We start from the raw sequence: 24,652 nt of genomic DNA, 5'->3' as shown, positions 1-24,652 counted from the left end.
TCTGTGTGGTACGCTGGGATTAGCGGGTCGCCTCTTTATCCCCGTCAGCGAACGGGAATTAAAACGTTAAAGTTTAATTGAGCGACCCTAGATGTAAATTCTAGCGGATAATCTCCTTTCCTAGAACATTTTTCCGGGGTTTTTAGATGAAGATTTATGAAGCCCTGCGCCTGGTACAAAATCGGCTCCAACTGCAAGTCAAAGATATCGCCGCGGGTGCGGGTACGTCATCGGGATATCTGAGCCGGATTCGGAGGGGCCAGGTTTCGCCGTCCGACGATATGTTGGACAAAATTTTGACGGCGATGGAAACACTCGCCCCCGGCTCCCGCCGCAAAGTCTGGCTGACGATGGCTTACGACGGAAAGGACATCGACCCCCGCAGCGCCGACGACATCGCCATACTCAAGGAAACCGTCATGACCCTCGATCAGCAAGAGCTGGCCGAGCTGATGAAAGTGATGGCCGATCGCTTTCACGAGTTGAACCGCAAGCCGTCCGAACCCGATACTTCCGAAAACGGCCGCGAACTCCACGCCACCCTGCGGTAATCCCCGCTTTTGCCCCCCCGGGGCATTTTTTTTGCCTCAAACGTTAACGTGAGGTTAATGACGGCCGGTCGCGGCGGTTCGAGTCGCGGCGGCATATTGATACATTTGAATGTATCGGATTGATATAACTTGGGTCCCAATGAGAAAGCGACAGTATTTTCCGACGGATTACGAGGAAGCCAAGCGGCTGGTCGTCGCCCTTCCGTTCGACGAAAAAGTGAGGCTGTGCCGGGAAACGCAGGAGATCTGCGACATCCCGACGGCCCAGATCCTCGCCCTCATCGAAGATGCGAGGCACCTCCAGGTCGATCGCATCCTCAGCGCCCTGGCCGAAAGGGTGCAGGGGGGCGACCCCGGCGGGTGACGCCGTGCGGGTCGGGAAGTGGGGGAAAATGGGGGGAGCGATGCCGATGTCAGTGCGACCCATGACCGAACCTTTGCCCGAATATTCCTGGTGGGGCGGCGGCAACCCCCCGCCCCCGCACCTCAAAACTCAGAAGCAGTTGGCGGAGATGGGACTCAGACCGGCCGAACCCGTCGGTTACATCGAGACGAAGAAGTACATTCTCAAGCTCTACGACCCCGCCGCCTGCAAGCCGAAGCGCCGATGCTCTCCGAAGCAGCTCGAACACCTGGCGAACCTGCGGGAGCGGCGGGAGCGTTCGAGGCAGTTCGATGCGTGGATGGAATTCGACGGTTGGCGGCTCCACGATCGCGCCCTGGCGATCCTTCAAGCCCGGGACATCCTCGACGACCGAGAGTTCGTTATCCTGGACACCGAGACGACGGGCCTGGACGCGCCGGAGATCGTCGAAGTCGCCGTCATCGACCGCGCCGGGAACGCCCTCCTCGATACCCCGGTGAAACCGTCCGGGAGCATCGAACCCGAAGCCGCCGCCGTCCACGGCATCACCGACGAGATGGTGCAAGACGCGCCGACGCTGCCCCGAATCTGGGAACAACTCCGTCGGGCGATCGCGGGCCGGTTGGTGCTGGCCTACAATCTGTCCTTCGACCTGGGGGCGCTGCGACATTCCCGCCAAATCTGCGGCTTGCCGAAGTTGGGACTCGCCCGCGATCGCTCCCTGTGCCTGATGGAGCTCTACGCCCGGTACTGCGGCGAGTGGGACGACCACCACGGGAATTATCGGTGGCAACCCCTCGGCGGCGGACACCGGGCCCTGGATGACTGCCTCGCCGCCCTGGAGCTGCTGAAGGAGATGGCGGGGGCCTCCGAGTTCTTCGCCTGCCCCTACCCCGAATTCCGCGATCGCCTGCCCGAAGAATGGAAGCCGTTCTTGACAGCGGGGGACGCCGATGATCGTCGATGATTGCTTCCGGTGCCGCTATTACAGTTGGAGCCATTACCTGGTCTGCGCCGTCCATCCGAGCGGCGTCGATGGGGATGCCTGCCCGGACTTCGAGTCCGACCCCACCGCCGATGCGGTGCGGTACCGAGACTTCCTGGGGCTGGGGGAGGATGCCGAACCCATCGACAATCCCTGGCATCCCGACCCCGAAGAGAATTGGGCGCCGCCGGGGACGCGGTACGTTGACGGAGAGTTGGAGTTTGTCGAGGCGAGGGACGCGGACGGACAGTAATATTTTGTTCTGGGGGAAACGCCCGATTGCCCGTGGGACGGCGTTCTTCGAGGTTGACCCGTCCGCCCCAGCGGGTGCGGTCGCCGTCAGCGGTTTGTTCTGGGGGAAACGATTCTTATCGCCGTGCTACCCTGGAATGTCCGCCAGCGTACCGATGCAATGGATCAGCTCAATTTATTCGACCTCCCCGAACCGCCCCCCATCCCGAAGCGCAAGCCCAAGCTGAAGATGGACGCGGACGCCCTGCTGCGGTGGAAGCGGCAGATATTCGGCCACCAACAATCAGTCCGGGACGGCATCGGACCCGAGCAGCCGGCGCTGTTCGACTTCGCACCCGACCGCCACGATGCGGACGCCATCGACCCCTTCTCCCTCGCGCCCCACCCCTGGGAATTTTTCGACGGCGGGGCGACGGGCGGCCAGACCTGCCTCTACTTTGTCACCGATGCGGCTGAACCCGCGCCGCTGCTGCTCTACGTCGGCGAAACGAAGCGATCGCCGGAGGAACGGTGGGGGGGCGTCCACGACTGCCGCACCTACATCGGCAATTACATCCAACTGCACCGGGACTGCGGCTTACAGGTATTCGTGCGGACGGGCTTTTGGTGGGACGTTCCAACCGACCGAACCGCCCGACTAAAGTTGGAGCGGGAACTCATCCTCAAGTGGCGATCGCCCTTCAACAAAGAATGCTGGAAGTGGTGGGGCAAACCGTTCGGGTGACGGCGGTGGGAAAACCCGCATTTTCGTCAGAGAAATGGCCATCACTAAACTATTCTTTAAACGGTCGCATTCTCAGTTGATGAAGAATTGTATCCAAATGGGTGCGCCTCGGATTTTCGCAGGCTATAACGGATTTGCAATCGAACGTTCGGGCGCGATCGCCGTCGATATCTTCGGGATTGACGGGGCAATGGCGCTCGTCCAATTGTGGTACAAACCGCGAGTGAAGCGACGGTTGAGAGCCGTTGACTCAGTTGAACTTGCGGACGACCGCAGTTGGCAGTTCACGACTAATCAGCAAATGGGGAGGTTCCCAAAATGACGGATTCCGACGGTGACGGAGGTGCGGCGCAGGCACCGGAAAAACTCAATCGCATCGATTTCCAAAGAATTAGCTTGTTCGTAAAAAATCGCCTTAAACTTGGAGCTTTCGTCAGACAGAATTTAGGACTGATATTGTTCCCCACATCGATGCTGCTAACATCCTTACTTTATTTCCTTCTCGGCATTACCATTTCTCATACCACCTCAAATCTGTGCAACAGGTGGGGAGACAATTTGATATATTATTCCCGGATCGAACTCTGGCGAATATTTTGGATCAAGCAAACTCCCGTCAATCCCATCAACAGCACTTACTACAACAAGAGAACTCCTTATCCTGACCTGAGTAAATATCTCGACAGCGCGATTCTTAGCACCCTTCATCAGGAAAGAATTAAAGCACAAATTTATACCATCAGAAATCGAGCCATCACCAACCTGCGAATCGCCCGGGATATGTACTACTGGCTGACCATCTTCACGACAATGACCTGCATAGCTACGGTCATAGCGGGGGTGGCAGCTTCCACCTTGATTCGGAAAGGTTGGGATGGGGTCGGTGACGTGACGAAGGGGATTTTTATCACCAGCGTCACAGTCTCCCTATTTACCGCGTCCTTCACCACCGTTTTCCAACTGGAGGAAAATGCGGAGACGCACATGACCCTATACCAAACCTATGTCAACCTCGAAGAATATCTGTTCACCGCGCTGGCTCTCAAAGGTCTGCCAGCAAGTCGTCAAACAACAGATAATCCCCCACTGCCACCTGACTACCCCGAAAATTTAATTGGTGAGATTAATAAAACTCTCCAAACCTATTCTCTGACCTTCAAGCTGAACGCCGAGTCAATTCCAGACCTGAACGAGGTCATCGACATCACCGGCTTGAGCAACGGCCAGTGACCGACATTTCCCGACCGACAGAGTTGCACGCGATCGCGCCCTCTCCCCTAGAACGAACGTTTGCCCCCGCCGTTGTTCTGCGGGAAACGATGGAGATGGGAGGTACAAGCAGTCCCCTGGCGGTCGTCCTCCGACCATTCGGGTTGCCGGATGGCAATTGTTTCGGTGCGGGCGATCGCTCCACTTGCCGGACGGCATCACTCCCACCGCGTCCCCCCCTCGCAGCCCAGGCCGTCTTTGTCCCCGTCCAGCCGGTGCGGGTCGGGTTGTCTGACGACGATGGGCAGGGTCATCCCCGCCTCCTCCAAATCCTCGCAGTCCAAGTCCCGGACGTTAATGGGGATGCAGATGGGGTTCCCGTAGATGTCGGACGGGTAGGATGGGTCGCATTGTTGATTTTGGGCGACGAGGAAGGCGGCGAGTAGTTCGGCGAACATGAGTCTGTACCTGGGACGGATGCTTCCATTATCCCCACCCCGCAAAGATTCGCGTCGCCGGGGGTGACGGCATTGAAATCGACAATTCCAAAGGGTCGCGCTGACGGGCTTTTTTCAATGGTGGTGGCGGGGGCAGCAAGTGCGCGATCGCTCGGGCGGGCGCATTTCGCGGGTGGCGGCACTCCCGAATCTCCCGCATTTTTGAAAGATAAATCAACCCACTTTTCCCACCTTTCCCACTGTTTGACGGTGGCGGGCGGGGACTCGCAAACCCATTGTAATGGCCCCGGCATTTGCGGATCAATTAAGAATTGTAAAACATCCGGGCTGGCGATATCCACGCTGGCGTATGCTTGAGGTTGTCCGGTCCGTCAGCCCCCCTCCGACGGACGGCGAGAGGAGCGTTCGATGGCGCACTGTCCGTTTGAGTGCCGAATTCATCGCCCCTGTCCGCACCTCTACGAAAACTCCCGATATCGATCGCATTCCCGACAGAACCATTCTCAACGGAGCTCCACGCCCCTGATGGCAACGCCGAGTTCACGAGGTGGCGATGCGACGGGCCACCGACCGCCCGACGGTCGTCGCATTCTTCCCCTGAGATCGTTTGGAAGAATTTCGCGGACGGGCATTCAAATTAAATCCGAAGTCTGAAGTCTGGTTGCAGAGTTGGGATTTTAAGCTGATTTCATACCCTACATCGAAGGTCCATGTCCAAATCTCGCCAACTCGAACGGTTGCTCGTCATCGACAACTTAATTCGAGGAGTGGAACGGCAAACAACTGATACACTCGCTCAACGGTGCGAAGTCAGCACGCGCACCCTCTCGGCCGACCTGGATTTTCTGCGAGATCGCTTTCACGCGCCGCTCCGGTATTCCAAAAAAGAGGGCTGGCGTTACACCGACGCCACCTGGCGTCTGCCCAGCCTGCCGCTGGCTCAGGGCGAACTGTTTGCCCTCACGTTGGGGGCGCGGATGCTGCAATCCTATTCGGGTTCGGTCTACCAAGGCGTCTTGCAGTCGGCGATCGACCGCCTCGCCGAACGCCTGCCGGAGTCGATTCAGGTCGATTTGCAGCAGTTGGCGGAGGAGCGCGTCCACTTTCGGGCGGGTGGCGAAATTCGCCTCGACCCGGACGTTTGGACCCGTTTGCTCGACGCAAATGCGCGATCGCGGCGGGTGTGGATTCGATATTTTTCGCCCAAGAAGCAGACCCCCACGGAGCGGTACGTCGATCCCTACGCCCTGGACATCTACCGGGCCAGCAATCCCTACCTGTGGGGCTACTGCCACCTGCGGGAAGAAATCCGCTCCTTTCGGGTCGATCGCATCCGGGAGCTGAAGGTTTTGGAGGAGACGTTCGAGCGCGACCCGACCTTCAATTTAAAGGAAAAACTGCGCGACAGCTTTCAGTACGAGGTGGGCGGCGAACCGGTGGATGTCGTCATCGACTTCGACGCGGAAACGGCGCCGTACATCACCGAGCGAACCTGGCACGGGACGCAGACGATCGAGGAACGCCCCGACGGGTCGATCGCGCTCCGCTTCACGGCTGCGGGCTTGAACGACATCAAGCGCTGGGTACTCGGCTACGGCAAGGGGGCGATCGCCAGACATCCGCCCGAATTGGTGGCAATGCTTCGAGAGGAAACAAACGCGATGTCCCGACAAAATGAATCTGGAAAATTTGAACGATGAATTATCTGGAAATTCAATTTCAACTCAGGGGTAAAACGCTCCCGGCCGACCACGGCTATTCGATTTATTCGGCTCTGAAGCAAACGGTATTGGAGGGAAAAACATTTCCCCCCGAGGTGTTGCTGTGCAGCGTTCCGGGAGTCGGCGATCGCGACGGCACCATTTTCCTCAATCGTTCTTCTCGCCTGCGGTTGCGCTGTCCGGCCGAACAAGTCCAACAGTGGTATCGCAGTTTGCAAAACGCGGTTCTCGACGTGCGCGGTCATCTGGTTCGCTTGGTTCAACCGCGAATGTCGCTCGTCCAACCCAGTCCCCTGTTGCGATCGCGACTCGTGACTTTTAAACTCAAAGAATGGCACAGCCAAGAAGCTCCGGTACATTTTTTAGAGTCTTGTCAACGGGCGCTGAAATCTCTCGAAATTGACGCGACCGTTCACATCGAAAGTAACGCCGATGGGGATTTGGCACTGCGGGCGCTGCAAGTTCGCCACCAGAATATTTTGGGCTTCGGTGTCTGCGTTGAAGGATTGAAAGACGAAGACTCCATCAAACTGCAATGTTGTGGCTTGGGAGGTCGGAAACACTTCGGCTGTGGCTGGTTTTATCCGGTAAAGGAGTGTTGAAATGAAATCCGAACTGAAACCCGATCGCCTGCTGGCGAAATCCTTCGACCAAAAATGGAAGGCTTCTTACGGCCTCGTCGGCCATACGGCTGATGTGGTCAATGCGGTAACGCTGCTGGCAGACATTCTGGGCGATCGCCTCATCGAGCAATTCCAGCTCGAATGCAGTCTCGACGAATTTATGAAAACCGCCCGATTGACCGCTTATTTCCATGACTGGGGAAAAGCCAACAACCACTTTCAGGGGGTTGTCCGCAAGGATATGCCCGGAGCGAAACCCAAACGCAATCCCAAAGTCAATCCCCAACTGGTACGCCATGAAATTTTCTCAATGTTCTTGGTTTGGGAATTCCGAGAATGGTTGCAGCAAGCCGACGGCGATTTTATGACAGCTCTGGCAGTTGCGGGAGGTCATCATCTCAAGTTGGGGGGGAAAGGAGGTGCGAAAACCAACGATCTCGGCGAAATTCGCTGGGGCTGTGGCGACGATCGCATTCGATTTTATTTCGACCATTGCGACTTCAAAAGTTTGCTGAAATTTGGGGTGTGTCAAATGGGCTGTCCCGCCCAACTCAAACTGTCTCGAAAGCCCGCTTTGGAATGGTCGCTTTCTCGTCTGAAGGATCAACGGACAGAAATTTTGCGGGATGGCTTTTTAAAGTGGGAACCTGCCCCCGTATTGACAGCCTTATTAAAAGCCTTGCTCGTGGCGGGAGATTCGATCGGTTCGGCGAGTGCCGGTGGCGATATCGACCTCGATCGATGGGTCAGAGATGCCCTCAACTGCACCCTGGCTGAAGGCGACCTGAACCGCGTGATTCGGTCGCGCTTGCAGGGCAGCAAACCACGGCAGTTTCAGCGGGATCTCGGCAACATCACGGAACGAGTCGGATTGGCTCGGGCCGGATGCGGTACGGGAAAAACCGTCGGGGCTTACTACTGGGCGAAACGCCACGCCGTCGGACGCAAATTGTTTTTCTGCTACCCTACCACGGGGACCAGCACGGAAGGGTTTCTCGACTATGTGCAGGACGAGTTGAAGTCGGTTTTAAGTCACTCCCGAGCCGATGTGGACTTAGAACTGGCGAGGACTGGAGAAGAAGAAGAAGTCGGGGATGGAACGATCAACGAAGCGGCGATGAAGTTGCGATCGTTTAAAGAATACGCCGCCCAGGCTACAGTTTGCACGGTCGATACCGTTTTGGGGTTGATGCAATGCCATCGCCGTCCGATGTACACCTTTCCGGCGATCGCCAATGCCGCCTTTGTCTTCGACGAAGTTCACTGCTATGACAACAGGCTGTTTGGGGCGCTGCTGCGGTTTCTCGAAACAGTGAAAGCTCCGGTCTTGCTGATGTCCGCATCGTTTTTACCATCTCAGTTAGAGGCGATCCGGCAGGCGGTGGGAGAACCGCTGAAAATTGTCGAAGGGCCGAAAGAGTTGGAAACCCAACCCCGATATCGATTTCAGTACGCGGACGAACCGAACTGGGAGCGAGTGGAAGCCGAACTGACGGCGGGGGGTAAGGTTCTGTGGGTTTGCAACCAGGTCGATACGGCGGTCAAAGTCTATGAAGAGGCGCGAGGACGCGGATTAAAGGCACTGCTGTATCACAGCCGCTTTCGCTACGAAGACCGAGTTCGGCATCATCGGGACGTGGTGGATGCGTTCAAGCCCGATCGCGCCGAACCCATTTTGGCGGTCGCCACCCAGGTCGCGGAGATGTCGCTCGATTTGTCCGCTACCTTGCTCCTGTCGCAAATTGCCGACCCTGCGGGTTTGATTCAGCGGTTGGGGCGGTTGAACCGCCGCTATTGCGGTCGTCCGCTGGATGCCCTGTTTTATCCGGATACCAAACGTTTTCCCTACGGCAAATTTCAACGCGATCGGGGTCGGGAAATGGTGCGGGCATTTTCGGGCGATGTCAGTCAGGCCGATCTGGCTAACTGGCTCGAACAACAGGAAAGTCCCCTAAAACCCGAGTGCGATTCGGTCTGGCTCGATGGAGAATGGCGAACCTATCCCGGCAACTTACGACAGGAAGGCGTTACCGTGACGGCTTTACTCGAACAAAACCGAGAGCAGTTCCAGCAGGATCGAACCCGACTCAATCTTTATACCGTCCCATTGGTAACACCGACCAAGCAAGTGAGCCGATGGGCGCGGTTCAAGGGCTATCCCATCGCCCCCTCGGCAGAATGGCGGTACTGTTCGACAAAAGGAGCCTACAAGCCTGATGAAATATCTTAATATGCTAAGTGAGGGGACATCCTTCATGTTCCCTCAATCCTTCGATCGCTACTCAGAGCGTTGGACGCGACGCGCTCTTGCAAGCGTTGGACACTGGCTCTTGGCTCCTTGGAGTAACCGAGTCGATCGTAGATCGCCAAAAGGCGCTAGTTTGCAAGGCGCACTGGCTACAATGGTCGGTGCGCCTTGTGGTGTGGGTGACGACTGTATGTCGGCGGCAAAAATTGATGATGTGGCTATTGGAACCTAACGCTTGTTTTTTTCGACAGCCGTGTTACGGTAGCGATTAATATTTCCCACACCACGAGGAAACAAAGATGAGCCTTCAACAGTTAACCCTTTTCGATAGCGTCGCCAGCGAACTCACGGAGTTGCGGAGTAAAGCTTCGCGGAAACCCCTTGCTTTAGATACAAGCACTGTTCTCAAACGCTTGAGTGTGTCATCGAGTACCTTGAGTAGCTACAAACGCCGAGGGAAACCATATCAAATCCTCGGGTTTGAGGGTGGAACGGTCACCGTTGAGTACGCTTACACTCACCAACGACGGGACTATTGGAGAGTGTATTTTGAACAATAAGGACTAGCCCTTCATGCCCAAATTAACTCTTTCAATCTTTGACCCCAACACGCTGCTACCGCATCGGGCCGGAATAGCCGGATTGGCCCTCGCCTTAGATGCACTGTCTCCCGACGACGCGCCGTTGAGTTGGCAAGTGACCGAAGATGAAGTTCGGTTGTCTTGGGAAGGGAGCGATCGCGATGCCGTCACTTGGTTGCTTGGCAGTACCTACCAACTCGAAAACGGCTATCTAAACGTTCCCGCACTCAACCTCGATTCCCAAGGTCGCTATACCTTTACCCAGGGCGTTACCTCAACGCTACTTCAACACAGCCAACAGCGATCGCTCGACAAAACGACCCGCCCACTTCGATTTCTGGTCGAAGACGGACAACCGGAAATCACTCTGGAGTTTCGACCCGTCCTCGACTGTTACTACACCCGCGATTTCAAAGAAGCATTTACCAGCAAGGGGAAATTCAAATCGGCAATTTCCCTGAAAGGTCATCACCTCCCGGGCTTAGTCGAATGCTTTATCAGCGGACCCTATCAAGAATCTCCGTCGGGTTTCGTCGCCTTACTGTTTTTGCCCCTCGCCTGTGGCTACTACAAACTACCCGGGCCGGGATTGCGTTCCGCACTCGCCATTCCGGAAGTGACCCATCTCATCGAGTGGGTGAGGAGGCGACGGAATCTCTCGGGACAACCTTACGAACAATTTCGAGCCACAGGTGCGGGAGAAGCGGGTTTGCGGTTTTTACTAGAGGATAAAGTTGGCGACAATGCCCAGCAGATGGGCGTCCAATATTGCGAAGTCTATCAACTGGGCAAGCAAGTTTGGGACGGAAACCAACCTTACCTCAAACAAGCCGTTTATCGCATTCGCGCCCAGCCCGACATCTTAAAACTCTACCAGAGGGCGCGGGCTTTATTTCCTCCCCGGGTTCAAGTTACCGATACCGAAACCCAACGAACCTGGTTGGCAACGTCAAAGGTTTTGCCGTGGCTGGCTGAAAACTTGATTTCAGATCGGCCTTGGTACTGCGGATTTTTTGAGTTCCAGAAGTCCGAGAACATCTACAAAGCCGATCGCGAAGGATTAGTTACCATGACAGACAGTTTGACCGAAAATGAAAAAGTTTTATTTGAAGCCGTACAAGGCGCATTTAGAACTTTGCTGCGCGAGGAAATTTTACGAGCCAAGGCTCAGGGACGGCTGTTGGATTACGAACAAGTGACGGATAAGGCAATTTATCGATTGCAGCGTCCCAGCACCAAACAACAGTTTTCCGCCGCGCTCGTCGAGTTTCTATCTCGATTTCGGAGCAACGCCGCCAAAGGTCAAGGACTTGAAATTGCCCGTTGGATTCACAGCGATGGCAACTGGCGACAAGCTCGGGATTTGGCATTGCTGGCGATCGCCACCTACAAGAAGAAGTCTCCAGACGCTTCGGAGGAATCGGAATCGGGAGAAACTGCGGGTGAAGCCGAGTCCGACTCGGAGGGATTTGAGATGAATCTCCTCGGAGATTAACCAACCCCGCCCCGATCAATTTTCAAGCTTTAATTTCGCAAAAAATCAAGGAGTTTTCCATGTCAATTCATCTTTTTGCAACCATCGTCACCCCCACGGCCGTCGCCGCCAACAATCGCGGTGAAGGTGATGGCAGTACCCTTGCCACCCTGCAAACGATTACGCGGGGAAACGACCAATATACGACGGTGAGCGCGGATGCAATTCGTTGGGCGATGCGAGAATATTTCCAACATCACCATTCCGATGAAATCAACCGCACGTTCGACCCCGATCGCGACAAGTACGAGTTCAAAGACGAGACGTGCAGCGCCGATCGATTCATCGACGACGACCTTTTTGGCTACATGGATGCCAAAAAAGATAAGGACAATAAAAACGCGACCGTCAAACGGCGGGGCGGTTTGGAAGTGTGTCGCGCCGTCAGTCTCGATCCGTACTGGGGTGACGTTGCTTTTGGGTCGAAAGGGGGTGAAAAAGGTAAAACTTCAATTCACCAAACTCAAATGCACCTGACCGCCTATCAATACACGATCGCCCTGACTCCCGAACATTTGAAAAAGCCGGAACGCGCCTCGTTGTTGCTCGACGCGCTGGTTGGAATTCGCCACGTGGGGGGCAACCACTCCCGTTTCCTATTCGAGTTTCGTCCCGAATCGATTATCCTCCGCGTCACTTCCGATCCGAGTCCTTGGATTATGGGCTGTTTCAAACGCATGGGTGAAGAAGTCGGCTGTCCCGAATTGGAGCGGTTGATTCAGGCGGAAGATATTCCCGCAAACGAGTTGTTTGTCGGTGGGAAAATTGCCAAAACGCCTTACGGTCAAAATTTGAAAGGGCTTGGCGTTCGAGTTTTCGAGGGCGTGAAACAGGCGAAAGACCAGGCAAAAGAGCAACTGAGTCAAGTGGGGGTTTTCGCTTGATGGACAATTGGCTGTATCTGGACTGTCCCTGCACGAGTTTCCCCCGCAGTTTTGCGCGGGATTATAAGGAAACCTATCGCTATCCGCCCCCTTCGACGGTTTACGGCTTGCTCTTGTCGCTGGTGGGCGAGGAAGATCTGAACGCTCATCTCGGCGTCAAGTTGGCGATCGGCATGATCGGTGATGACGTGCCGATTTCGCGCATTCTTCGCAAACAGCGCCATCATAAATTTAGCAAGCAGCACCAGGGGGTTTACAGCACGGCGAAGTTTTCCAAGCCGAATTTTCAAGAAATATTGACGGACGTGCGGCTGGCAATCCGCATTGATTCGGAGGAGGAAAGTGCGCCGGTGACGTTGGGCGATCGCGTCGATATTGCCCTGGCAAATCCCGAGAATATTTCTCGCTTTGGCGGATTGAGTTTGGGGGAGTCTTGGGCGATGGTCAACGGAGTGCGGTACTATCGAGAAGCGGACGGTTCGGTGCGCTGGTTGGTGCGCGACTCTCGGGGCTTGATCGGTTTGCCAGTTTGGATCGATCGCCAGACGACGCGGGGAATATTTCAGCGCTTTACCCTGGCTGAATCGGGAGCCGAATTTGTCCCACAGTCTTGGGTTCCCATCGTCGCCCCCGTCGCCCCGACGAAAGCATCATCAAAACAGCGAAAGAAATACCGATAATTTTATCCCCCATTCATTTTTTCTAAATTTTCAACTCCGAACTCTGGCTTCGGGGTTGTTTTTTTATGCTCGTATCCGTCGCCCGCGATAACAATTGAGGAAAGCAAAATGCACGGATTCGACAATTCCGACACGCTCCGGGTCTGCGCCCTCCACGCGATGGCTTACTGTCCGCGATTATTTTACCTCGAAGAAGTCGAAGAACTTTACGTCCAAAACCGCTCCGTCTTTGAAGGGCGGCGCCTCCACGCCGAACTCGAACGGCTCGAAGATGGGGAATGGGAGGATCTGTTCGTCGCCGACGAAACTCTGGGGCTGCGCGGCCGCGTCGATGCCCTGCGCCTGCGAAGCGGAGAACTGATCCCCTACGAACACAAAAAGGGCCGGTCGTGCCGGGACGAGCGGAAGCAACCCCGAGCCTGGGAGAGCGATCGCCTCCAGATTCTCGCCTACTGCTGCCTGTTGGAAACCGTCTCCGAGCGACCGATCCGGGAAGGTCGGATTCGCTACCACGGGGACAACACCCTGGTGAAAGTTCCCTTCGACGGCGAAGCCCGAAAAGCGGTCGAGGGGGCTGTCGAACGGGCGCGATCGCTGCGGGAATCGTCGGAGCGCCCCCCGGTGGCGGACAACGAAAAGCTCTGCCAGAACTGTTCCCTCTCCCCCGTTTGCCTGCCCGAGGAGACGCGGTTTGTCGCCGATGCCGACCGACGGCCCCAACGGTTGTTTCCCGCCGACGATGACCGCCAAGTGCTGCACGTCCTCGAATCGGGCTCTCGGGTCGGGCGCACCGGCGAACGGTTGAAGGTAACGAAACGCGATCGCTCCGTCGAATTGGTCGCCGTCCGCCAGGTGAGCCAGGTCGTTCTGCACGGCTTTTCCCAAATTTCCACCCAGGCGCTGCACCTCTGTCAGGCTCAGGACGTGGGCATTCACTGGATTTCCGGTGGCGGCCGCTACGTCGGAAGCCTGGACTTTCGGCGCGGCAGCATCCAGCGACGACGGCGACAGTACGAAGCTTTGGGCGATCGCGCCATGTGCCTGGAACTCGCGAAGCGGTTGGTCGCCTGCCGGGGTCGGGGGCAGCGCCAATTTTTGATGCGGGGCAAGCGCGGTTTGAAAGTGAAGTCGGAACCCTTGGAATCGGTCGTGCGCCAGATGAAAGTGCAGTTGGCGAACGTCGGCTCCGCCTCTTCCCCGGAGACGCTGTTGGGAATGGAAGGCAATCTGGCCGCCCTCTATTTTTCGGGATTGTCGCGGTTGGTGTCGCCGGACGCCCCGCTGCTGCAATTCGAGAACCGCAACCGCCGTCCGCCCAAAGATCGGTTCAACGCCCTCCTGAGTTTCGGCTACGCCTTGCTGCTCAAAGATGTGACCCAGGCGATCCTGTCCGTCGGTTTGGAACCGTCGCTGGGATTTTACCACCGGCCCCGGACGCAGGCATCGCCCCTGGCTCTGGATTTGATGGAAATTTTTCGTGTCCTGCTGGTGGATATGCCCGTCCTGGCATCGGTCAACCGCGGCCAGTGGGACGCGACGACGGACTTCGACCTCTGCGACAACCGCGTGTGGTTGAGCGATCGCGGGCGGCGCAAGTTCGTGGAAATTTACGAGCGGCGCAAGGCGGAAAGCTGGAAGCACCCCGTCCTCCAATATTCCCTGACCTACCGCCGCCTCCTCGAATTGGAAGTGCGCCTGCTGGAAAAGGAGTGGTCCGGCGAAAGCGACGTTTTTGCGCGTCTGACGATCCGCTAGGGGGTGGCAACAATGGCCGAATTGCACCACTGGTACATCGTCGCCTACGACATCCGCTCCCCCAAACGCTGGCGCAAAGCCTACCAACTTTTGCAGGGTTACGGAACCCGCCTGCAATATTCGATGTTCCGCTGCTGGTTGAATCCGAGGGAACGAGAAAAGATGCGCTGGCAGCTCGAATCGATTTTGGCATCGGAAGACGATCTGCTACTGATCCGCCTGTCCGCCCAATGCGTCCGAGAACTGCCGCAATACAACCGCCCCGAAGTGTGGGCATTGGATGAATTGCCGTACCGACTCTTGTAGGGCGTCGGACTGTCGCATGACTTTCGCGATCCTCCCGACGTCGGCTCCTCAAATGCCCCGAAAACCGCCGAACGCCATACCTGGCAGGCATTTTCGGCCGACGAAAGTGCGGATTAGTGCCTGTCAAACCCCGAAACCCTCCGGCTACAAAGCTTTCGGAGATTGCCCGACCCGCATCGACCGACAGTTTTTTCCGCGATCGCCGTTGGGTGGCGAGTACCTTGTAAAATTGATGGAGAAGCTGTCGCTGGAGGTCACTTCAGACCGCGGCGTAAGAATCCTTTGATCGCCATTAGGCGTTGAACACAAATTTGATTACGATTTTTACCTTCCCAGAGCGAGTAAGAATCCTTTGATCGCCATTAGGCGTTGAACACCGTCTGCCGGGGGTCTTCCGCGTCAAGGGCGGCGAGTAAGAATCCTTTGATCGCCATTAGGCGTTGAACACCCGCCGTAACCGTCGTAGGTGCCGAATCCGGCAAATGTAAGAATCCTTTGATCGCCATTAGGCGTTGAACACCCCAGGTGGATGTTGTCGATCCCTGGCGGCATGGCCCGGTAAGAATCCTTTGATCGCCATTAGGCGTTGAACACGTTCCGTGATCGGGGATCTGCCAATTCTCTGAAAGGTAAGAATCCTTTGATCGCCATTAGGCGTTGAACACTTGTAGTATGTCACGCTATGTATGTTGCCTCAAACGTGTAAGAATCCTTTGATCGCCATTAGGCGTTGAACACGAATAGACCACACACCTCCCCTAGCCCGGGAGGTTGTAAGAATCCTTTGATCGCCATTAGGCGTTGAACACAGATGACATACCCTATATTGGTAGATGTAAAGGACGTAAGAATCCTTTGATCGCCATTAGGCGTTGAACACAAATTGAAAGTGTCAATGACTCGACAAATCCTAATAGTAAGAATCCTTTGATCGCCATTAGGCGTTGAACACGTGTAGATACGGCGGGCTTTCTTCTCCTCGGAGAGGGTAAGAATCCTTTGATCGCCATTAGGCGTTGAACACACCAGGTCGGTCGAACAGTTTTGCAAACTTCAAAGGAGTAAGAATCCTTTGATCGCCATTAGGCGTTGAACACTGTCCTCGCCTGCTGCATGACACTATGGGGGAAGTAGTAAGAATCCTTTGATCGCCATTAGGCGTTGAACACATGAAAATAAGAGCAATGTTCTAAATCAAAAAGGGGTAAGAATCCTTTGATCGCCATTAGGCGTTGAACACTATCCGTTTTCAATGCTCACGTCGTAGCCACGCCCCTGGTAAGAATCCTTTGATCGCCATTAGGCGTTGAACACATCTCAATCAAAGTTCCTCAAGAATGGATCGACCTAGGTAAGAATCCTTTGATCGCCATTAGGCGTTGAACACACAGTTCTCGGGGCGATCGCTTCCACTCCACGCGAGTAAGAATCCTTTGATCGCCATTAGGCGTTGAACACTTGAATCTGCTATTGAGAATACACCAGATATATTAGGTAAGAATCCTTTGATCGCCATTAGGCGTTGAACACGTTTGGGCAAACGAGACTGTGCTGGATTCAGCGCCGTAAGAATCCTTTGATCGCCATTAGGCGTTGAACACGAAGTATGACGCGACGGAGAGTATCTGGGGATATCGTAAGAATCCTTTGATCGCCATTAGGCGTTGAACACAATTTGGAAACCGGAAGGGTGCAAAGTACCTTCCAGGTAAGAATCCTTTGATCGCCATTAGGCGTTGAACACTTTTTGCCCCAAACCTTTAAAGATGGGGAATGGGCGTAAGAATCCTTTGATCGCCATTAGGCGTTGAACACAAATACGAACGCAAGGAGGTCAGGCGCTGATGGAGTAAGAATCCTTTGATCGCCATTAGGCGTTGAACGGAAAGAGTTCGGACAATCATCTGATTTCTATCACAGTTGAAAGCAAACGGATAAAGTTTAATCGACGGAGCCAATTTAAAAATGAGCGAACCCAAAACATCCAGAAAACGGCGTTCCAGTTGGTTTGAGCCCGGCAAATCCCTGGAGTATATCACTTCGGGGCTGGAGAAAGCCAAATCTCAAATTCGCATCGCCACGGGATTTTTCACCATCAAGGGGTGGAATCTGATCCGTCGTTATACCAAAGAGAAACAAACTTACCTCCTCGTCGGATTGGACGAGCCGGGAGAAAAGCGGGCCAGAGAAGCGCTCGTCAAGGAAATCATGCGGGATTTGCGGACGGGATTGGATCGGGACAGGCGACAGGCGGTCATCGACCTGGTACAAAAAATCGAGTCCGACCGGTTCGAGATTGTCGATGCCAGGGCAACAGACCACCACAACAAGCTGTACATCTGCGACGGACGGGCGGCAATCCAAACGTCGTCCAACCTGACCGGGAAAGGTCTGATGCAGCAGGTAGAGGGAGGCAACGTCATCACGAATTTCGCCGAGGTGGCGGCGCTCGTCCGCGAGTTTGACGAGTATTTCGCCGGTGCCCAGGATTTGACCCGGGAATTGCTCGATATCCTACGCAAATGGCTGCAATTCGCCTCCCCCTGGGATATCTACCTGAAAACCATGCTGGCTTTCGAGGACGTGCAGCCCCCCCAGACCCGCTATGCCAAGAAACCCGTCTCCTACCAGGTGAATATGATCGCCCAAACCCTGCGGCACCTGCGGGAATTTCGGGGGTCGATGTTGGTGGCATCCACCGGACTGGGCAAGACCGTCGTCGCCGTCCACGTCGCCCTGCACCTGAAAGAAGAGGACGCGATCGATAATGTGTGCGTCGTCGGACCCAAAGCTGTGCGCCCCAACTGGGAAAAAGAAATGCGGATGGCGAGTCTGCCCTGCACCTATTTCGTCCGTCAAATGTTCGACGCAACGAACGCGAAGAAGGACAGCAACCTCAATGACTTTGAGGACATTCTGGAAGAATCCAAGCAACAGCGCTGGCTGTTGGTCATCGACGAAAGCCACGAATTGAGGAACCGCTTCAAGCAAGATTTATTCAGCCGGACGAAAAACCCGCCGGAGCGACTGGCTTTTGTCAGGCTCCGAAAATTTGTCGAAACGGGCGACCTGAGAGTGCTGCTCCTCACCGGCTCCCCCTACGCCAAGGAAATAGAAGACATCAACAATCAACTCCACTTGCTCCCGCACACCGCTTCTACCCGCTCTGATGGGGTTTATTACTTCCTGGAGAAATGCCCCGAATCTCAACATTTATTCGATAGCGAAACCCGAACCCGGAATGCCTGGGCCGTCAAAAATACCGACGACTTCATCAAGCTGTCCGTCGTCAGCCAACTGACGACCCCCCACGTCGCCAAATACTACGGCATTCGGGACGAGTGCGGCACCTACATCGAGTTCGGGGACAATAAAGGCTACGTTCCCGAAGTCATCCTCCACACGGTCAATTTCCCGCTGGTTCTCGCCGACAATTTGACCGAAGCGATATCGGCGGGCTACTTCCAAGTCAATACCAAATCTCCCATCCACAAGCATTTTTTCGAGCGGTTGGTGAAGGTCGCCTGGGCGAGTTCCGCCCTGGCACTCCGGGGCGTTTTAGAATGTATCGTCGATACGCCGGGGGGTGCGAACAGCTACGACCTCAAAAAAATGAGCTTCAAATTTCCTCGGCGAGACAGGGAGGAATGTTTGTCTCCCATCATCGAGGAGTTGAAAAAAATTGGCGGCGATCGCGAAGATATCAAGGTTGTCACATTATCCAGGATCGTCAAAGCGAAAATTGACGCGGGAGAAAAAATCATCATCTTTTGCGAGAGGAGAGCCACGGTCTATTACCTCTACAATCAATTTCAAGTCTTGTTGCCCAAATCAAAAATCGCCGCAACCATCGAAAAAGTCGAGGAGGGCAAATATGAGACAAAAGACAGCAGGGATGTCGAAAAGCTCATCCGAGATTTTGCGCCCGTCGCCAATGGGAGGGTCCAGAACTATCCGGATTCGGATTTAACAAACTACGACATCTTCATCTCGACCGATGCCTACGGAGTCGGCGTCAATATGCAGGACGCATCCGTGGTGGTCAACTACGATATCGACTGGACGCCCATCGGGCCAATTCAGAGGGCCGGGAGGGTGTTGCGGTTTTGGCATTCCCCCCGTACCATCAACATCTACACCTTCGTGCCGACGCTCCCCAAAACCCACAAGAACAGCCCATTCAACTACGACCTGATCGAAATACAAAAGCGGTGGGACAATCTGATGTCCCGCCACCGGGAATCTCGGAAGCTCACCGACCTGCCCGTTCTGACGACAGAAGTCACGCAGCTGGTAGACATGGCGGAAATGGCATCCGAATCCGTCACCGTCGAATCCGCAAAGATGAATTTGGACGCGCTGGCCAGCCTCGATATCTCCCCCTACTACCGGCACACGGCGCAGTTGCAACTCAACCGGGATTATGCCAAATCGCTGCGGGACGACCTGGTGAGTGCCAAAACTTACCCCGGCAAAAAACCGTTGCTGTACCTGCTGCTTTTGCACGACGGCAAGTATCGCGGACTGTTCTACGAACCCGACACCGGGCGCGTCACCGAACCTGAGATTGTCGCCACCTTCAACGAAATCGCCTGCGAAGCGGAGACTCCCACCGCCAACGTCGATTACGAATGGGTGGAAACGATGGGCGATCGCTGCGTCAAGCGCTGGTGTGATGACAACCGGGTGCCATCCGATGAAGTCGAGCGGATCTGCACCCTGTACCTGAAACCGGAAGGGGACGACGGCGATTTGAGCGCCCTGCTCTCGAAGCCAGAGTGAACGCGCAGGGGTACACTGAAGTGATTCGTACAGCACTCCCGCACCCGACACTACTCGATGATGTTGCCCTCATCATCCCGCTCGACTTCGACGATTTCCACATCGAAGCCCTCCCACTCCTGGACAGTGAACCCCGCATCCACCTCCTCGGGAAAGCGGATCGCCATTTTCTCCCAGGCTTCCTCGGCGGTGTGGGCTTTGACGTAGTACCCCTGTCTGGCGATCGGATCGTCGTGGCCCAAACAGTCGTGGGTGTAGAGGGCGTTGCGGGTGCATCTGTATTCTTTCACGGGTTGACCTGACCTGATTGACGTGACCTCTCATGATTAAAGACCTTTCCTACTACAGCAACAAGTTCTCCCGCTTGAGAGTAGACAGGGCGAGGGGCGTGGCTCCCAACAAACCCGTCCTGCTGCTGTCGGTCATCGAACTCATCCGCCGGGGGCAGATCCGACGCAACCGCATCGAACTGTCGCCGGAGTTGATCGCGACGTTCCTGAACCTGTGGACGGATCTCGACATCCAGCGCGACCCTCAAATTGGTCTACCCTTCTTTCACCTGCGATCGGAGGGCTTTTGGCATTTCAGGGCCAATCCCGGCTTTGAATTCGTCGAGTCCAAAAAATCGAAGGTCAAGGTCAGGGCGGTCGGCTCGTTGAGGCAGGCGGTGGCATACGCCTACCTGGACGCGGAACTGTTCGCCATGCTGCTCGATCCCGTACAGAGAACTCAACTGACATCCGCGCTGATCCAAACCTGGTTTGCAGAGCAGACACAACGGGTCGAACACTCCCTGGAGATCGATGCCTTTGAAAATTTGCAGGAACAACTCCGCGCCACCGGCGGCAAAGTGTACAGCCCCGAAGAAGTCGAAGGGGAAGACGAACAGCGGGGAATCGTCCGAGATGCGGCATTCCGCCGATTGGTCATCAACGTCTACGGTTACCGCTGCGCGTTCTGCGGGTTGCAGATATTGAACGGCTCGGAAAATATCGTCGATGGGGCGCACATCATGCCGTTCGCCCAATTCGGCGACGACCGGATTGACAACGGCCTGTGCCTCTGCAAGAATCACCACTGGGCGTTCGATAGCTTCTGGTTCACCATCAACGACGACTACACCATCGAAGTCGCCGACACCCTCCACGAAGATTCGCCCGACGCCCCGCCCATGAAACAGTTCCGGGGGCGACGGCTCTGGCTCCCCAACAACGAACGGTATTGCCCGAGGGCGGATGCGCTGGCTTGGCACCGACGGGCATTCGCGGACAAAACGGCGTGAGCGTCGCACTCAGAAAGCGACATTAATTACAATTAAAAATCCGATCCTTTACAGGATACAAAATAAGGACAATTAAACCTCAAATCATGTCAGAAAAAATGGAAAAATTGCGGTCGTACTTGAAAGTACACGCGGAGTTTTGCACCACCGCCAACAGCAGATTTGATGCCCAATACAAATGCAATGAATCCCTGATTCTCGCCTACGGCATCCCGTTCGAGAAGCGGGTCGATCCGGCGCCGATTCCGGGCGAACCCAAGTCCTGCTACAAAAACTGCTACGAGGGGCTGCTGCTGCACTCCAACTGGCACTACTGCGAGGGGTTCGCCACCCACGAAAACCTGCCGCTGGCGTTGATTCACGCCTGGTTGGTGAACGATCGCGGCGAAGTCATCGACCCGACCTGGACGAATCGAGGCGGAACCGCCTACTTCGGAGTCGTCTTCGAGCGGAAGTTCGTGGGGGAAAGGGTGGAAGCGGCGCGGCAGTACGCCATCCTGGACAGCGATTACAAGTTCGACTTCCCGCTGCTCAAATACGGATTCGCGGACGGGATGTTGAATCCCAAGTTTCACTCGCGATCGCGGGAGGGAAGGCGACATGAATGAAAATCCCGAAGACCGATATCCGCTGTACGTCCACCACCCCAGACCCGATTTCCCCGCAGATGGCGGGGAGTACCGCATCATCCTGTGGCGTTGGGATCGGGCGATACTCGACCTGGAAAAGGAGCCGAACTGGGAGGCGATCGTCCGGGCGATACTGCACCTGCACGGTCGCGTCGGCGAGTGGGCGGAGTTTTACGGGATGCGGGCGGGGACAGTTCCGGGCGATGTCGAACAGACCGACGACAGCCGCGCCGTCTTCGGAAGCCCCGAGCGAGGATTCCTCTGCGTCGAGATACCCGTGTCCGTCGAAAATCTGCAGACGGGGGCATACGTCCGGACTCCGGTTTACGCCGTCGCATCCATTCCGCCCGAGGCGCTGTTCCGAAATTTCAAAATCGCGTCGGCCAGGGGGATGCACGGCCACTGGCCCTCCCACGTCTGCGATGCGATCGAGGCGGTCATCACCGAATCCATCCGGGAGCTGCCACCGCACTCACCCGAAGAAAAGATCGACGAAGCCCACTTTGCCTTCCTACGGGACTGGGTGAATTCGATTGCGAAGCGGTCGAACCGATGACCGTCGGGCGGCTGCACCCTGTCAAATCCTCATTCAATCAGCCATGAACTCGAACCAGCAACAATCCACCGTGGAACAAACCGAAGCCATCCTCGCCATCCAGAATGTGGCGGGACTCCTCGCCGGGTCGGTCGAAGAACTGGGCTGCGAGGTTGATACCCTGACTTTCACCCAATGGAATCTCATCAAGGAAACCGCCGCGCAACTGGAGGATACCCTGGCGATCCTCAAGGAAATCGCGGCGGACGCCGACAAACGACCGTGAGCGGATGACTCCGTGCGGGGGGAGGGGGGCGGCTGTGTCCTCAGTCGCCTTTCAGTCGATGCGCCATCATTTCTTAACACCCAAACGTTCGCACGGGAAGATTTATACTATCAAGATGAAAGATTCCCCTCGGAGGCGCGGAAATTGACACCCCCCCGCCTTGGCGAAGCGATCGCGGCGGTCGCCACAGAAAGGCAACCGAACACTTCGACGCCCTGCCCGGTTCGATCGGATTGCTCCGTAGCTTTGAATCGGAACAACTGCAAAGAATCGTGAAGGTGAGCGTCGCATTATCCGGAGGTTAAATGTTCGATCCAACTCAAATCCGTATCGACGAGCAGACGCCCGCGATCGCCGACCTGATTCCGAAGATCGACATCGAGCGGTCGGAGGCGTGGGACACCTGCACCAATTCCCTGTTAATCGAATCGATCCTGGTGCGGCTTCCCATCAAGGATTTCTGGCTCGACAGCCGCGAGGTGCAACCCTTAAAAATCGTGGACGGTCGAAAGCGGCTGTGGGCGATCGCACATTACCTAGACGACGGCTACCCCCTCACCTGTCTGGACTACCTTGCCGAGCTGAAGGGGTTGCGGTTCGGGCAATTGCGTCGGGGATTGCAGCGCCGTATTTTGGAGACGCGGCTGATCGTCCGGTACATCAAACCGGGGACGGCGCCGGAAAATTTCGAGTATTTGAAGCAGTTGATCGCCGTCCACACGAAAGGATGAAGCCAAAGTATTGTGGAGAACAGAAGATGAAAACATTAAATGGGGGGGAGACGCTTTTCGTCTTGAGCCCGGATTTAAGCATTAAGGAAGTGTTTGTCGTTCAAACCAAACGTAAGTACGCCTATGCCAAGGATGAAAATGGCTCCGAGGTAGTGATTGGCCGATGGAGCCAAGACGGGCGGTGGTGTCTGAAAAAGCCAAAGTCTCAGCCGCAGGACTACTACTTTGAGAACTTCGAGGAGGCAGAAGCGTACCGCCGAGAGATTGTAGAGGAGTTCGACCCTGACCGGATGCCTGCTCCTCAGCAGACGAAGACCGACTGGACGAAGAAGGAGCTGCAAGACCTGTTTCTACTGGGTGTCGAGAAAGGGCGGGAGGGCTACGGCATCCCCCCGGAACCCGACAACCTGGGGAGTATCGCCCTGGCAAAGGGGATGAAGTTCGGGCTGACACTCAAGATCCAGATGGACGAAACCGTGGAATATCTTATGAGGCAACAGACGCTCACCGAAGAGGAACGGGAGGCGGCTTCGGCGGAAATGGCGCGGCGCTTCCGAAATGCTCAGGCGGCACGGTTGAGAGAAATGGAGAGATTCGAGTGAAACGGATGTGGGCTACGATTACACGGCGGAATTTACGGTGAGATGATGGACGCGATCGCCGTTCGATTCACGCTCGACCCGCATTCGGCGCGATCGCACCTCCATCCCCCCTCTCCCAGAACCGCGTCGGCCCCGGACGGGCGGATAAGAATTGTAAACCGACGGCATCGGACGCGGGCGGGCGGGGATAAGCTGGAGGCAAAAATCCGCAGCCGGGAGCATCACCATGAGCGAACCCGAGAACCCCGACAAATACCACCTCGACCCCCCCATCGACCCCGACACCGGGGACATCCGCATCCCCGAGAACTTGGAGGAAGCGATCGCGAAACTGAAAGCGATGCTGCACCCCGAGTACCTGGACGAAATCAAAGCCATGCCGATGAACGAATTCGCGGCGACCGCCCACTTCGATCTGGGACTGTGGCTCAGGAATAACTGGGGACTGTGGCGCCAGAGCCCGCTGGCACAATCGCTGGATGGGTTCGATGCCGACGGCAAGTCCGACCGGATTCTGAAAGAATTTTGGCGATCGCTTCAAGAGTGACCCGACCATTGCCGTCACCGCTGGCTGGGGTGAATCCCCTCGACTCCGGGCCGGATGGTCTGGGTTGCGACGGCTTCGGCTGGGAATGTTCCCGACTCGCCGTGCAGGCGGTCGCCCTTTTCCACGACAAAGACCCGCCTCAAGAAATAAGGCCGGCCTCCCCTGGGGATTTCGGACGGTTCGGGGGCGTCGTCGGAGAGGTCGGCGTACCCGACCAGGATGTTCCCGCCCCGCTTCAGTTCCGCCACCCGCGATTTCGCGATGCCCCGCCGCCTCGGAAGCGTCGCCGTCCACACCCGAACCCAGGGATACGCCTCCACATCTTCGAGCCAGGTAATCGCCACCTCGTGCTCGATGTCCGCCCTCACCATCATCCCGCTCCC

25 protein-coding genes and 1 CRISPR repeat array are annotated in these 24,652 nt (G+C 56.0%); of the genes, 22 read left to right on the top strand and 3 right to left on the bottom strand.

The genetic code is table 11. The features are described 5' to 3' along the window. Window positions 1-146 precede the first annotated feature (146 nt). From LKE08_RS11675 to LKE08_RS11650, 6 genes are all read left to right on the top strand, one after another. Entirely contained in the window at window positions 147-551 is a 405-nt protein-coding gene (locus LKE08_RS11675) for a helix-turn-helix transcriptional regulator (protein WP_324704401.1), read from the top strand. A gap of 139 nt (window positions 552-690) precedes the next feature. Further along, entirely contained in the window at window positions 691-915 is a 225-nt protein-coding gene (locus LKE08_RS11670) for a hypothetical protein (RefSeq protein ID WP_324704400.1), read from the top strand. Window positions 916-961: 46 nt separating this feature from the next. Beyond that, complete coding sequence (locus tag LKE08_RS11665) at window positions 962-1,882, top strand: 3'-5' exonuclease (protein WP_324704399.1); 921 nt, start codon at window positions 962-964, stop codon at window positions 1,880-1,882. Further along, window positions 1,869-2,153: a hypothetical protein gene (locus LKE08_RS11660; RefSeq protein WP_324704398.1), complete on the top strand. Its 285-nt coding sequence runs from the start codon at window positions 1,869-1,871 to the stop codon at window positions 2,151-2,153. The genes LKE08_RS11665 and LKE08_RS11660 overlap by 14 nt, the downstream gene beginning before the upstream one ends. A 159-nt stretch (window positions 2,154-2,312) precedes the next feature. Next, window positions 2,313-2,876, top strand: coding sequence for a hypothetical protein (locus LKE08_RS11655; RefSeq protein ID WP_324704397.1), 564 nt, complete (start codon window positions 2,313-2,315; stop codon window positions 2,874-2,876). Between the two features lie 318 nt (window positions 2,877-3,194). Next, complete coding sequence (locus LKE08_RS11650) at window positions 3,195-4,106, top strand: hypothetical protein (RefSeq protein WP_324704396.1); 912 nt, start codon at window positions 3,195-3,197, stop codon at window positions 4,104-4,106. A gap of 197 nt (window positions 4,107-4,303) precedes the next feature. Here the strand turns inward: LKE08_RS11650 and LKE08_RS11645 are convergent, their stop codons facing one another. Beyond that, window positions 4,304-4,543 carry a hypothetical protein gene (locus LKE08_RS11645; RefSeq protein ID WP_324704395.1) on the bottom strand — a complete coding sequence of 80 codons (240 nt, stop codon included), beginning with the start codon at window positions 4,541-4,543 and terminating at the stop codon, window positions 4,304-4,306. A 710-nt stretch (window positions 4,544-5,253) separates the two neighbouring features. Between LKE08_RS11645 and LKE08_RS11640 the strand changes: the two genes are divergently transcribed. The 9 genes from LKE08_RS11640 (at window position 5,254) to LKE08_RS11600 (ending at window position 19,657) form a co-directional block, all read left to right on the top strand. After that, window positions 5,254-6,243, top strand: a complete 990-nt coding sequence (locus LKE08_RS11640; RefSeq protein ID WP_324704394.1) for a WYL domain-containing protein — start codon at window positions 5,254-5,256, stop codon at window positions 6,241-6,243. After that, the gene (gene cas6, locus LKE08_RS11635) at window positions 6,240-6,866 is read left to right on the top strand and encodes a type I-MYXAN CRISPR-associated protein Cas6/Cmx6 (RefSeq protein ID WP_324704393.1); all 627 of its coding nucleotides are present in this window, start codon (window positions 6,240-6,242) and stop codon (window positions 6,864-6,866) included. The genes LKE08_RS11640 and cas6 overlap by 4 nt, the downstream gene beginning before the upstream one ends. Window position 6,867: 1 nt before the next feature. Beyond that, window positions 6,868-9,117: a CRISPR-associated helicase Cas3' gene (gene cas3, locus LKE08_RS11630; RefSeq protein WP_324704392.1), complete on the top strand. Its 2,250-nt coding sequence runs from the start codon at window positions 6,868-6,870 to the stop codon at window positions 9,115-9,117. A gap of 591 nt (window positions 9,118-9,708) precedes the next feature. After that, a complete protein-coding gene (gene cas8a1 / locus LKE08_RS11625) occupies window positions 9,709-11,211 on the top strand; it encodes a type I-MYXAN CRISPR-associated Cas8a1/Cmx1 (protein WP_324704391.1) in 1,503 nt (500 codons plus the stop codon). Between the two features lie 59 nt (window positions 11,212-11,270). Further along, entirely contained in the window at window positions 11,271-12,134 is an 864-nt protein-coding gene (gene cas7i / locus LKE08_RS11620) for a type I-B CRISPR-associated protein Cas7/Cst2/DevR (RefSeq protein WP_324704390.1), read from the top strand. Further along, complete coding sequence (gene cas5, locus LKE08_RS11615; RefSeq protein ID WP_324704389.1) at window positions 12,134-12,814, top strand: CRISPR-associated protein Cas5; 681 nt, start codon at window positions 12,134-12,136, stop codon at window positions 12,812-12,814. Before cas7i ends, cas5 begins: the two co-directional genes overlap by 1 nt. Window positions 12,815-12,922: 108 nt before the next feature. Then, window positions 12,923-14,569 (top strand): type I-MYXAN CRISPR-associated endonuclease Cas4/Cas1, encoded by a 1,647-nt coding sequence (locus LKE08_RS11610; RefSeq protein ID WP_324704388.1) that lies wholly within the window; start codon window positions 12,923-12,925, stop codon window positions 14,567-14,569. A gap of 12 nt (window positions 14,570-14,581) precedes the next feature. After that, window positions 14,582-14,875: a CRISPR-associated endonuclease Cas2 gene (cas2, locus tag LKE08_RS11605; RefSeq protein WP_324704387.1), complete on the top strand. Its 294-nt coding sequence runs from the start codon at window positions 14,582-14,584 to the stop codon at window positions 14,873-14,875. 271 nt (window positions 14,876-15,146) lie between these two features. Beyond that, window positions 15,147-16,760: direct repeats of the CRISPR family, unit length 36 nt; unit sequence GTAAGAATCCTTTGATCGCCATTAGGCGTTGAACAC. Between the two features lie 80 nt (window positions 16,761-16,840). Next, complete coding sequence (locus LKE08_RS11600; protein ID WP_324704386.1) at window positions 16,841-19,657, top strand: helicase-related protein; 2,817 nt, start codon at window positions 16,841-16,843, stop codon at window positions 19,655-19,657. Between the two features lie 50 nt (window positions 19,658-19,707). On the opposite strand, the gene LKE08_RS11595 is transcribed toward LKE08_RS11600, so the two are convergent. Then, window positions 19,708-19,947 (bottom strand): hypothetical protein, encoded by a 240-nt coding sequence (locus tag LKE08_RS11595; RefSeq protein WP_324704385.1) that lies wholly within the window; start codon window positions 19,945-19,947, stop codon window positions 19,708-19,710. 32 nt (window positions 19,948-19,979) lie between these two features. Between LKE08_RS11595 and LKE08_RS11590 the strand changes: the two genes are divergently transcribed. The 7 genes from LKE08_RS11590 to LKE08_RS11560 all read left to right on the top strand — a co-directional run bounded on the left by LKE08_RS11590 (window position 19,980) and on the right by LKE08_RS11560 (window position 24,269). Then, window positions 19,980-20,939 carry an HNH endonuclease gene (locus LKE08_RS11590; RefSeq protein ID WP_324704384.1) on the top strand — a complete coding sequence of 320 codons (960 nt, stop codon included), beginning with the start codon at window positions 19,980-19,982 and terminating at the stop codon, window positions 20,937-20,939. A gap of 86 nt (window positions 20,940-21,025) precedes the next feature. Beyond that, window positions 21,026-21,547 carry a hypothetical protein gene (locus tag LKE08_RS11585; RefSeq protein WP_324704383.1) on the top strand — a complete coding sequence of 174 codons (522 nt, stop codon included), beginning with the start codon at window positions 21,026-21,028 and terminating at the stop codon, window positions 21,545-21,547. Beyond that, window positions 21,540-22,124: a hypothetical protein gene (locus tag LKE08_RS11580; protein WP_324704382.1), complete on the top strand. Its 585-nt coding sequence runs from the start codon at window positions 21,540-21,542 to the stop codon at window positions 22,122-22,124. Before LKE08_RS11585 ends, LKE08_RS11580 begins: the two co-directional genes overlap by 8 nt. A gap of 43 nt (window positions 22,125-22,167) precedes the next feature. Further along, window positions 22,168-22,389: a hypothetical protein gene (locus LKE08_RS11575; RefSeq protein ID WP_324704381.1), complete on the top strand. Its 222-nt coding sequence runs from the start codon at window positions 22,168-22,170 to the stop codon at window positions 22,387-22,389. A 305-nt stretch (window positions 22,390-22,694) separates the two neighbouring features. Beyond that, window positions 22,695-23,120 carry a hypothetical protein gene (locus LKE08_RS11570; RefSeq protein WP_324704380.1) on the top strand — a complete coding sequence of 142 codons (426 nt, stop codon included), beginning with the start codon at window positions 22,695-22,697 and terminating at the stop codon, window positions 23,118-23,120. Between the two features lie 26 nt (window positions 23,121-23,146). Then, on the top strand, window positions 23,147-23,722 hold the full coding sequence (locus LKE08_RS11565) for a hypothetical protein (RefSeq protein WP_324704379.1): 576 nt from the start codon (window positions 23,147-23,149) through the stop codon (window positions 23,720-23,722). Between the two features lie 226 nt (window positions 23,723-23,948). Continuing rightward, complete coding sequence (locus LKE08_RS11560) at window positions 23,949-24,269, top strand: DUF6794 domain-containing protein (protein WP_324704378.1); 321 nt, start codon at window positions 23,949-23,951, stop codon at window positions 24,267-24,269. A gap of 14 nt (window positions 24,270-24,283) precedes the next feature. On the opposite strand, the gene LKE08_RS11555 is transcribed toward LKE08_RS11560, so the two are convergent. Then, window positions 24,284-24,643 carry a DUF6009 family protein gene (locus tag LKE08_RS11555; protein ID WP_324704377.1) on the bottom strand — a complete coding sequence of 120 codons (360 nt, stop codon included), beginning with the start codon at window positions 24,641-24,643 and terminating at the stop codon, window positions 24,284-24,286. Between the last annotated feature and the right edge of the window lie 9 nt (window positions 24,644-24,652).

Origin of the sequence: Lyngbya sp. CCY1209 (genome assembly GCF_035615495.1) — a bacterium.
Taxonomy (GTDB): Bacteria; Cyanobacteriota; Cyanobacteriia; order Cyanobacteriales; family Microcoleaceae; genus Limnospira.
The sequence above is the reverse complement of the archived record's forward strand: the minus strand, read 5'-3'. Positions and strand labels throughout refer to the sequence as shown.

What these genes read in the sequence shown, in the direction of transcription:
- LKE08_RS11580 (WP_324704382.1), top strand. Translation starts at nt 21,540, where the DNA reads ATGAATGAAAATCCCGAAGACCGATATCCGCTGTACGTCCACCACCCC.
- LKE08_RS11660 (WP_324704398.1), top strand. Translation starts at nt 1,869, where the DNA reads ATGATCGTCGATGATTGCTTCCGGTGCCGCTATTACAGTTGGAGCCAT.
- LKE08_RS11570 (WP_324704380.1), top strand. Translation starts at nt 22,695, where the DNA reads ATGTTCGATCCAACTCAAATCCGTATCGACGAGCAGACGCCCGCGATC.
- LKE08_RS11670 (WP_324704400.1), top strand. Translation starts at nt 691, where the DNA reads ATGAGAAAGCGACAGTATTTTCCGACGGATTACGAGGAAGCCAAGCGG.
- LKE08_RS11555 (WP_324704377.1), bottom strand. Translation starts at nt 24,643, where the DNA reads ATGATGGTGAGGGCGGACATCGAGCACGAGGTGGCGATTACCTGGCTC.
- LKE08_RS11640 (WP_324704394.1), top strand. Translation starts at nt 5,254, where the DNA reads ATGTCCAAATCTCGCCAACTCGAACGGTTGCTCGTCATCGACAACTTA.
- LKE08_RS11560 (WP_324704378.1), top strand. Translation starts at nt 23,949, where the DNA reads ATGAGCGAACCCGAGAACCCCGACAAATACCACCTCGACCCCCCCATC.
- LKE08_RS11650 (WP_324704396.1), top strand. Translation starts at nt 3,195, where the DNA reads ATGACGGATTCCGACGGTGACGGAGGTGCGGCGCAGGCACCGGAAAAA.
- LKE08_RS11675 (WP_324704401.1), top strand. Translation starts at nt 147, where the DNA reads ATGAAGATTTATGAAGCCCTGCGCCTGGTACAAAATCGGCTCCAACTG.
- LKE08_RS11575 (WP_324704381.1), top strand. Translation starts at nt 22,168, where the DNA reads ATGAACTCGAACCAGCAACAATCCACCGTGGAACAAACCGAAGCCATC.
- LKE08_RS11665 (WP_324704399.1), top strand. Translation starts at nt 962, where the DNA reads ATGTCAGTGCGACCCATGACCGAACCTTTGCCCGAATATTCCTGGTGG.
- LKE08_RS11590 (WP_324704384.1), top strand. Translation starts at nt 19,980, where the DNA reads ATGATTAAAGACCTTTCCTACTACAGCAACAAGTTCTCCCGCTTGAGA.
- LKE08_RS11585 (WP_324704383.1), top strand. Translation starts at nt 21,026, where the DNA reads ATGTCAGAAAAAATGGAAAAATTGCGGTCGTACTTGAAAGTACACGCG.
- LKE08_RS11565 (WP_324704379.1), top strand. Translation starts at nt 23,147, where the DNA reads ATGAAAACATTAAATGGGGGGGAGACGCTTTTCGTCTTGAGCCCGGAT.
- LKE08_RS11655 (WP_324704397.1), top strand. Translation starts at nt 2,313, where the DNA reads ATGGATCAGCTCAATTTATTCGACCTCCCCGAACCGCCCCCCATCCCG.
- LKE08_RS11645 (WP_324704395.1), bottom strand. Translation starts at nt 4,543, where the DNA reads ATGTTCGCCGAACTACTCGCCGCCTTCCTCGTCGCCCAAAATCAACAA.
- LKE08_RS11600 (WP_324704386.1), top strand. Translation starts at nt 16,841, where the DNA reads ATGAGCGAACCCAAAACATCCAGAAAACGGCGTTCCAGTTGGTTTGAG.
- cas5 (WP_324704389.1), top strand. Translation starts at nt 12,134, where the DNA reads ATGGACAATTGGCTGTATCTGGACTGTCCCTGCACGAGTTTCCCCCGC.
- LKE08_RS11610 (WP_324704388.1), top strand. Translation starts at nt 12,923, where the DNA reads ATGCACGGATTCGACAATTCCGACACGCTCCGGGTCTGCGCCCTCCAC.
- cas2 (WP_324704387.1), top strand. Translation starts at nt 14,582, where the DNA reads ATGGCCGAATTGCACCACTGGTACATCGTCGCCTACGACATCCGCTCC.
- cas7i (WP_324704390.1), top strand. Translation starts at nt 11,271, where the DNA reads ATGTCAATTCATCTTTTTGCAACCATCGTCACCCCCACGGCCGTCGCC.
- cas6 (WP_324704393.1), top strand. Translation starts at nt 6,240, where the DNA reads ATGAATTATCTGGAAATTCAATTTCAACTCAGGGGTAAAACGCTCCCG.
- cas8a1 (WP_324704391.1), top strand. Translation starts at nt 9,709, where the DNA reads ATGCCCAAATTAACTCTTTCAATCTTTGACCCCAACACGCTGCTACCG.
- cas3 (WP_324704392.1), top strand. Translation starts at nt 6,868, where the DNA reads ATGAAATCCGAACTGAAACCCGATCGCCTGCTGGCGAAATCCTTCGAC.